Here is a 7,574-nt window from a genome sequence, read left to right on the forward strand (position 1 = left end):
TATTACAATTGGGAGCATTAACGGTAGGGGAGGACGGAAAATGCCCATCCGCTGGCTATCGCCGGTAACAGCTTGGTATGCGCGTATTCAGATCAAGCGCAAGGTGATCGTGGCCTATCTGCCGCTGATCATCCTGTCGCTTTTTATTTTGGGGCTGATCTCCAACCAGTTGTTCAGCCGCTCGATCATCGAACGGACGAAGCAGAACGTGCAGGACGAATCGGCGCTGATGGTGGCGAAGCTGGATTCGACCATGAGTAATATGGAGATCTGCGCGAATCTGCTGATCACCGACTTGAACCGCCTGTTCGAATCCTATCCGGCCGCGGCCGATCGGACCGCTATTGAGGAAGTCCGCTTGCGCAACCTGCTGCAAAGCCGATTGTCCATCGACGTGGCGCTGTTCCCGGAAGTCGCCGCCGCCGTATTCGTGGGGACGGACGGCACGGTGCATACGTCGTATAGTTCAGCGAACGACGAAACCCAGATTGTGAAGAACGGGCTCGTAGAACAGCTGATGGCAGCCGGAAGCTATGGCCAGACGCATTGGCTGCCCATGGAGCGCCGGAATTATCTTACCTCCGATCCGGAAGTTCCCGTGCTGACGCTCGGCAAAGTGATGACGGACATCAATACGGGGAGGACGCTTGGCTCGTTATTCCTGCTCGTGCAAGAATCGACGATCTCCGGCTTCCTCGGCAGCGGCGGCGACATGGAGCAGAAGCAGTACTATCTCGTAGACGAGGACATGTCGATCATCGCCAGTCCCAACGAGGCGCTGGTACTGACTTCCGCCGTGAACCGGCCGGAATTCGAATTGCTCCGTGAGAATCCAATAACGTCCGAGATCGTCAAGCAAGGCGGCGAGCGTAATCTGGTGACGGTGAGCACGTATCCGGAGTTGGGCTGGCGGCTGGTCAATCTGACTTCCATCGACCTGCTTACCAAGGACATCCGCCAGAATGGCTGGCTGACCGTACTGATCGGACTCATCTGCGTCATTTTATCCTGGCTCGCCGCCAACGGGCTTTCCAAATTAATTGTCGGACCGCTGTTGCAGCTGGTCAAAGCGATGCGTCGCGTGATGGACGGCGATCTGGCGGTCCATGCTCCGATCCGTACGCAAGACGAAGTCGGCCTGCTAGCCAAGGCGTTCAATACGATGGTGCAGCGGATTCAGGAGCTGGTGATCAAGGTCGAGGAGGAGCAGGCGCGGAAGCGGGAATACGAGCTGGCGCTCATCACCGCGCAAGTGAAGCCGCATTTTCTGTACAACACGCTCGATACGATCTACGTGCTGAACGACATGGACCGGCACGAGGAAGCAAGGGATACGACCAAGGCGCTGGCCGACTTCTACCGGATGGTGCTGAGCAAAGGGCGAGAACTGATCCTGCTCGGTCAGGAGGCCAAGATCACCTCCGACTACCTGTCGATCATGCAGGTGCGCTATAACGAGGTGTTCCGTTACGAGATCCATATCCCCGCCGAGCTTGCCGGAGCGCCGATTCCGAAGCTTTCCTTGCAGCCGCTCGTGGAGAATGCGATCTACCACGGGCTCAAGACGAAGGGCGAGCTAGGGCTGATCCGCATTACCGCTTACGAGGAAGCGGGCAAGGTTGTCGTTGCCGTCGAGGATGATGGCGTGGGAATGGACGAGCAGCAGCTTGCCGAAGTGCGCTATGCGAGAGCGGACGAGGACGGGCAGCAAGGGCAGCGATCGATCGGCTTATATAGCGTCGAGGAGCGGCTGAAGCTTTATTTTGGCGAAGAATACAGCATGTCGATTACGAGCGAACTTGGGCAAGGCACGCGGGTTGTGCTGACGGTGCCGGCTTTGCGGTCAGGAGGAGGCGCGGGGAATGTATAAAGTGATGATCGTCGACGACGAGACGCTGTTCCGGGATTATTTGCGCACGAAGATGGATTGGGAGCAGCATGGCTTCGAGGTCTGCTGCGAGGCGCGCAACGGGAAGGAAGCGCTCGGGGAAGCGGAGCGAACCGCGCCGCATCTGGCGCTCGTCGATATCAATATGCCGTTCATGAGCGGACTGGAACTGGCCGAGAAGCTGAAGGAGAAGTTCGAGCGGATGGCGATCGTGTTCGTCACCGGCCATAACGAGTTCGAATATATGCAGAAGGCGGTGCAGATCGGCGTTCACGATTACTTGCTGAAGCCGTTCAATCGCAAGGAGCTGGCGGCCATGCTCGAGCGGGTCAAGCCGCGGCTGCCTGTGCTCGAAGAAGCGGAAGCGTTTGAACCGGAAGGGCATGCCGTTACCAAAGGGGACTTCAACGCCGCGGAGGTGCAAGAGTCGCTGCTATTATCGCTGCGGATGAAGGACAGCGAGATCATCGATGAGCTGCACAAGCGGCTGCGGACGCTTCGCGCTTACGAGCTGCAGAGCGATTATGCGTACACGATGCTAATGGGGCTTGTCTCGCTCGCCGTCTCATTTGCCGCCGAAAGAGGGATTGATCTCGACCGGGTCATGGAGCAGGCGCTCGGCTCCGGCGACCGGCTGCGCAGTATGCAGAACTGGGAGGAAGCGGAGGCATGGATGCTGCATCTCTACCGCAGGCTCGTCCAGCTGACGCAGGATGTCCGCCCGACGAAGTCCTCGAATCTGTTCCAGACGGCCAAAGCATATATCGAGAAGCATTATACCGACCCGGAGCTCTCGGCCGAGCAGGTCGCGGGCGCCGTGTTCGTCGATCCGAGCTATCTGCGCAAAGTATTCCGCAAGGAGTCCGGCTCCTCGGTCGTGGACCTGATCACGTATTTGCGGATGAAGCGGGCCAAGGAGCTGCTACTCCAAGGGAATATGCGGCTCGCGGACGTGGCGGCGGCCTCGGGCTACAGCGACCCCAACTATTTCAGCAAGAGCTTCAAGAAGCGCTTCGGCATGACGCCGACGGAGTATGAGCAGCTGCGAACGGCAGGTCATCGGTGAGTCGATCCGATGGCTGCGCAGTTGACGCAGGAAGCATAATCGAGAGGGAGCGGTCCATGCTGGATCAGCTTCCTTTTTCGTTATAGGGGGCTTCGCGTTGTCCCGTTTTTTACGGATGATGCCCGTTTATTGCCTTATGATCCATGGGGGCCGGGTCTATAATGGGAACAGACAACGCAGTCATACATCCATTATCGAGGGGGATCAGTATGAAATTTCCGAAAAGCTACACGTATGGGTTAGCCGTAATGATGTTAACGACAGGACTGCTCACAGCCTGTGGTGCAAACGATTCCAACAGCAGTAACGGGGGCAACGGCAGCACGGAGACGGCAGGCAACAGCGCGGACGGTACAGAAACCGTCAAGCTGAAAGTGTATGCCCAGCATTTTGACGACGATACGTCCAAGCCGTTCGACTACGCGGTCGAAGAGTTGAAGAAAGTGATGCCTAACGTCGAGATCGAGCTCGATCCGGCGGTCATGGACGGCTACCAGAAGCTGAAGACGTATGCGGCGACAGGCAACATGCCGGATATTTATTTCACCGACTGGAGCACGCTGCAGACGTTCGCCAAATCGAAGAACGTCGAGGTGCTCGACGATTATGAAGTGACGAACTCGTTCAAGGCGAATATGACATCCGGCACGGAATCCCGACTGGTTGCTCCGGACGGCCATGTCTACGCGTTCCCGGATACGGGCATCGAGTTCCAGCTGCTGTACTATAACAAATCGATCTTCGAGAAGGTCGGCATCGCGACGCCGATCAAGACGGTCGACGAGCTTGCCGCAGCGGCGACGAAGCTCAAAGAAGCCGGCTATGTGCCGATGTCGATCTTCGCTAAGGAAAAATGGATTCCGCGCGCATTCTACGCCGGGTTCGTGACGCGTGAAGATTCGAATGGCTTCGGTACGCTAGACGACGCGAACGTGAAGGAACTGCCGCAAGCGTTCATCACGGCGGCGGAGCAAGTGAAGAAGCTGCAGGAAGCGGGTCTGTTCGACGTGAACGCGACGAACACGAACTACGACCAAGCTTCGGCGCTGTTCTATCAAGAGAAAGCGGCCATGTTCGTCAACGGCCAATGGGAGATCTACAGCTCGCAAGAGAAGCTGGGCGACAAGGTCGACTGGATGTACTGGCCGGCTAAGGACGAAGCGACGTACGAAGCGTCGAAGCTGTTCATCAACGGCGCCGGTTCGCCGCAAGGCTACGCGGTATCGCCGAGCAGCAAGAACAAGGAAATCGCCGTGCAAGTCGCGAGCATCCTGGCGCAGAAGTCCGCCGAATACCGTTACTCCCAGCTGGGCAGCCCGATCGTCGCGTCCAAGACCGACAAGCCGATTGCCGGCAGCGTACCTGCCATGATGGACCGTCTTGCCAAGGAAGTGCTGCCGAACGCGCAAGCTTATGCCGGCGCGCTCAACAACACCAAGATCTCGACATCGCTTGAGGACAACACGCAGAGCCTGTTGATCAACAACTTCACGGTCGAACAGTTCGTCAGCGAGCTGAACCGCGTCCTGAAGAAAGAGCATCCGTAAAGATAAAGATCAGGCGTGCGAACCCCGGCCAGCTGACCCAAGCTGAGCCGGGGTTCATTACAAGAGGAGATGGGGAGCAATCATGAACAAATATTTAGGCAATAAGCTGGCCATCACGCTGTTCCTGCTGCCGGCGCTGCTCGTCTATAGCGTTATTCTCATCTATCCCGTCCTGCAGACCGGTTTCCGGAGCTTCTACGATTGGGACGGATTGAGCGAAGCGACGTTCACGGGACTGGCCAATTACAAGGAGCTGTTCGCCGATCCGCTGCTGACGACGTCGCTACGGAACGGGTTGATTTTCGCGGCGGTCCTAGCTTTCTTCCAGATCGGACTCGGCACGATTCTCGCGTTAGTGTGCGCGGACGAGCGGATCCGGGGCCGGAAGCTGCTGAAGACCGCGTATTTTATCCCGGTCGTTCTGTCGGTCACGGTTGTCTGCCAACTGTGGATTGCCGTCTACGACCCGACCAACGGCCTCATTAACCGTCTGTTCGATATCCTGCACATCCCGTACCAGCAGAACTGGCTCACCTCGCCGACGCATTCGATCATCGCGATCGCGTTCGTCAACGCATGGCAGTTCATGGGTTACCAGTTCGCGCTCCTATATGCGGGCGTGAAATCCATTCCTGAGCAATACTTCGAGGCGGCGACGATCGATGGCTGCAGCAAGTGGCAGGCGCACCGGCACGTCACACTTCCGCTCATGCGGGAGACGTATAAGTTCTGTTTTACCATCGCGATTACGTCCGGCCTCGGCGCCTTCGTGCAAATGCTGATCATGACCAGCGGCGGTCCGGGCACGTCCAACTACACGCTCACCTATATGATCTACCGTTACGCCTTCATGGAGAGCGAGTACGGCTATGCCTGCGCGGTGTCCGTCCTGCTCGTGGCGATCTCGCTGCTGGCGACGGTGATCATCAACAAGGTGTTCGACCGCAAAGAGGTCTAAGCAAGCGGCATGAAGCAATAGAAGGAGGCAAGCCAGATGCAGAAGTTGAACCGTTTCGTGCTGCAAATTCCGTTGTGGCTCTATTTTATCGTATCGATCTATCCGTTGTTCTGGATGATCTCGTACTCGCTCAAGAACAATGAGGAGATTTTCGTTACCAACCCGTTCGGTCTCCCGACCCACTTCCGCTTCGAAAATTATGTGACCGCTTGGTCGCAATTCAATATTCCGCGGTATTTCCTGAACAGCTTCATCGTCTCGACGATCTCGACGGCGGTTATCATCATCCTGGCGCTCATGTTCGCATTCGCCGTTGCCCGGATGGTATGGCGCTTCAGAGGCGCGATGCGCACGTATATGATCGTCGGCATGTTCATGCCGCTGCAAGTCATTATGGTTCCGCTGGCGATCCTCGTCCGCGACTTCCATCTGACGAACACGTACGGCGCCTTGATCATTCCGTATGTGGCGATTGGCCTGCCATTCTCGACGATGGTGTTCTACGGGTATATGAAAAGCATTCCGCGCGAAGTCGAAGAAGCCGCCTGCATGGACGGCGCGAATATCTTCCGGCTGTTCATTCAAGTCATCGTGCCGATGGTCATGCCGGCCATCGCGACCGTGGCCATCTTCCAATACCTGAACAACTGGAACGAATTCACGCTCGCCTATATTCTCATTACCGACGAGATGATGAAGACGCTGCCGCTCGGCCTGCTCTTCTTCCAAGGCACGTACAGCACCGACTGGGGCGGAATGGGCGCCGTCATGACGATGGCCTCCTTGCCGATGGTCATCCTCTATCTGTTCTTCAGCGAGCAAGTCGAGCGCGCGATGACGGTGGGGTCGGCGGTTAAGGGGTAAATGTTATTGGTGAAAAGGACAGTAACGCTAACAGTAGGCCTGACCTGAGGCCATGTAGAAATGTCCGGAAACTTCGGCTGCAAGCTGGACCTGACTAAGCTTACGGATGGCGGTAAGGACAAAATTTGAACTCAAGTCGAGCAGTACAAAGCACTTCGCAAACTTATTCAGTTCAGCAATTTCTACCGTCTGTTGAGCCCTTCGTAGGCAACGCTACAGCGTGGATGTTCGTGTCAAAGGACAAGAAGGAAGCTGTCGCCGCTTACTTCCGCGTCTCTGGATCCGTCGAAGTTGTACCAACTTGAGCAGGATGGTAAGGAGTACGGTGTGAGGGGGAGGAGAGCGTGTTTGGAAAAATAGCTTTAACAGTGGAAGAAGTGGATTTCTGTATATGAATATTAATTTTGGAGAAACCGTAAGCAATTGCTTGCGGTTTTTTATTTGAGCCATAATTAGGGTCAGTTTTAGTTTTAATCTCTAGATAAGAATATTCCTTTTGTTATGGTAAAATGGATAATATAGGTTTTGGGAGATTGGATTCTATGTTAGGGGCGGAGGCACTATGAAAATTACCAAGATGAGAGTTGAAAACTTCAGATTGTTAAAGTCATTTGAACTAGACTTAGAGAAAGAACTTTCATTAGTTATTGGAAAAAACAACTGTGGGAAAACGTCCTTGCTATCAATACTTGACAAATTTATTGGCTCAAAGGCAGGTTCTAATGCCATTACGCTTGATGACTTTAACATAGATTTTCAGAAGGAATTAAAGGGGTTGTTAGAAAGTGGGATGGAGGAGGCTGATGAAACTTACTTAAATTCAACTTTGGGGATATCTTTGTTTATTTTTATTGAATATGATAAGTCGGATAATCTATCAAACATAAGCAGGCTAATGCTGGATCTTGATCCGAACAATAATATTATTGCATTAAAATTTGAATATAAGCTCTCAACTGAAGACTTTAGGAAGATGAGACTTGAATATATAGAATATAAAGATAATTACAAATTAAGTCCTGATCATATTTCTGAATTTATGAAAGCTAATTATAGGAGGTTCTTCAGACTTTATAAGAGATCAATTGGTTTTGATGTGAAAACTTCTACAGTCAATGAGAACGAATATATCGATCTAGTTAAAGAAAAAATAGTACTATATAGACCGCAATTAAGATCATAACCTGACAAGCAGACGATCGATGGTTTCTATCGGATGCTTGTTGATCCGATTTATAAATTGGCTTACAT

At 53.8% G+C, this 7,574-nt stretch carries 6 protein-coding genes and 1 pseudogene; all 7 read left to right on the forward strand.

Annotation, left to right across the window (positions count from 1 at the left end):
- The first annotated feature begins 40 nt into the window (after positions 1–40).
- Positions 41–1,870, forward strand: a complete 1,830-nt coding sequence (locus tag FHS18_RS28705) for a cache domain-containing sensor histidine kinase (protein ID WP_183603836.1) — start codon at positions 41–43, stop codon at positions 1,868–1,870.
- Entirely contained in the window at positions 1,863–2,954 is a 1,092-nt protein-coding gene (locus FHS18_RS28710; protein WP_183603837.1) for a response regulator, read from the forward strand. Before FHS18_RS28705 ends, FHS18_RS28710 begins: the two co-directional genes overlap by 8 nt.
- Positions 2,955–3,163: 209 nt before the next feature.
- Positions 3,164–4,501: an ABC transporter substrate-binding protein gene (locus tag FHS18_RS28715; protein ID WP_183603838.1), complete on the forward strand. Its 1,338-nt coding sequence runs from the start codon at positions 3,164–3,166 to the stop codon at positions 4,499–4,501.
- Positions 4,502–4,583: 82 nt separating this feature from the next.
- Positions 4,584–5,459 carry a carbohydrate ABC transporter permease gene (locus tag FHS18_RS28720; protein WP_183603839.1) on the forward strand — a complete coding sequence of 292 codons (876 nt, stop codon included), beginning with the start codon at positions 4,584–4,586 and terminating at the stop codon, positions 5,457–5,459.
- Between the two features lie 36 nt (positions 5,460–5,495).
- Positions 5,496–6,323 carry a carbohydrate ABC transporter permease gene (locus tag FHS18_RS28725; protein WP_183603840.1) on the forward strand — a complete coding sequence of 276 codons (828 nt, stop codon included), beginning with the start codon at positions 5,496–5,498 and terminating at the stop codon, positions 6,321–6,323.
- A gap of 48 nt (positions 6,324–6,371) precedes the next feature.
- Positions 6,372–6,598, forward strand: a pseudogene (locus tag FHS18_RS34685) (alpha-galactosidase); the annotation flags it as partial.
- A gap of 287 nt (positions 6,599–6,885) precedes the next feature.
- Entirely contained in the window at positions 6,886–7,506 is a 621-nt protein-coding gene (locus tag FHS18_RS28730; protein ID WP_183603841.1) for an AAA family ATPase, read from the forward strand.
- Positions 7,507–7,574: the final 68 nt, after the last annotated feature.

Source organism: Paenibacillus phyllosphaerae (assembly GCF_014192105.1).
Classification (GTDB): domain Bacteria; phylum Bacillota; class Bacilli; order Paenibacillales; family Paenibacillaceae; genus Paenibacillus_Z; species Paenibacillus_Z phyllosphaerae.

Excerpts from the sequence above, each read along its gene's own strand:
- FHS18_RS28705 (WP_183603836.1), top strand. The coding sequence starts at position 41 with ATGCCCATCCGCTGGCTATCGCCGGTAACAGCTTGGTATGCGCGTATT.
- FHS18_RS28710 (WP_183603837.1), top strand. The coding sequence starts at position 1,863 with ATGTATAAAGTGATGATCGTCGACGACGAGACGCTGTTCCGGGATTAT.
- FHS18_RS28715 (WP_183603838.1), top strand. The coding sequence starts at position 3,164 with ATGAAATTTCCGAAAAGCTACACGTATGGGTTAGCCGTAATGATGTTA.
- FHS18_RS28720 (WP_183603839.1), top strand. The coding sequence starts at position 4,584 with ATGAACAAATATTTAGGCAATAAGCTGGCCATCACGCTGTTCCTGCTG.
- FHS18_RS28725 (WP_183603840.1), top strand. The coding sequence starts at position 5,496 with ATGCAGAAGTTGAACCGTTTCGTGCTGCAAATTCCGTTGTGGCTCTAT.
- FHS18_RS28730 (WP_183603841.1), top strand. The coding sequence starts at position 6,886 with ATGAAAATTACCAAGATGAGAGTTGAAAACTTCAGATTGTTAAAGTCA.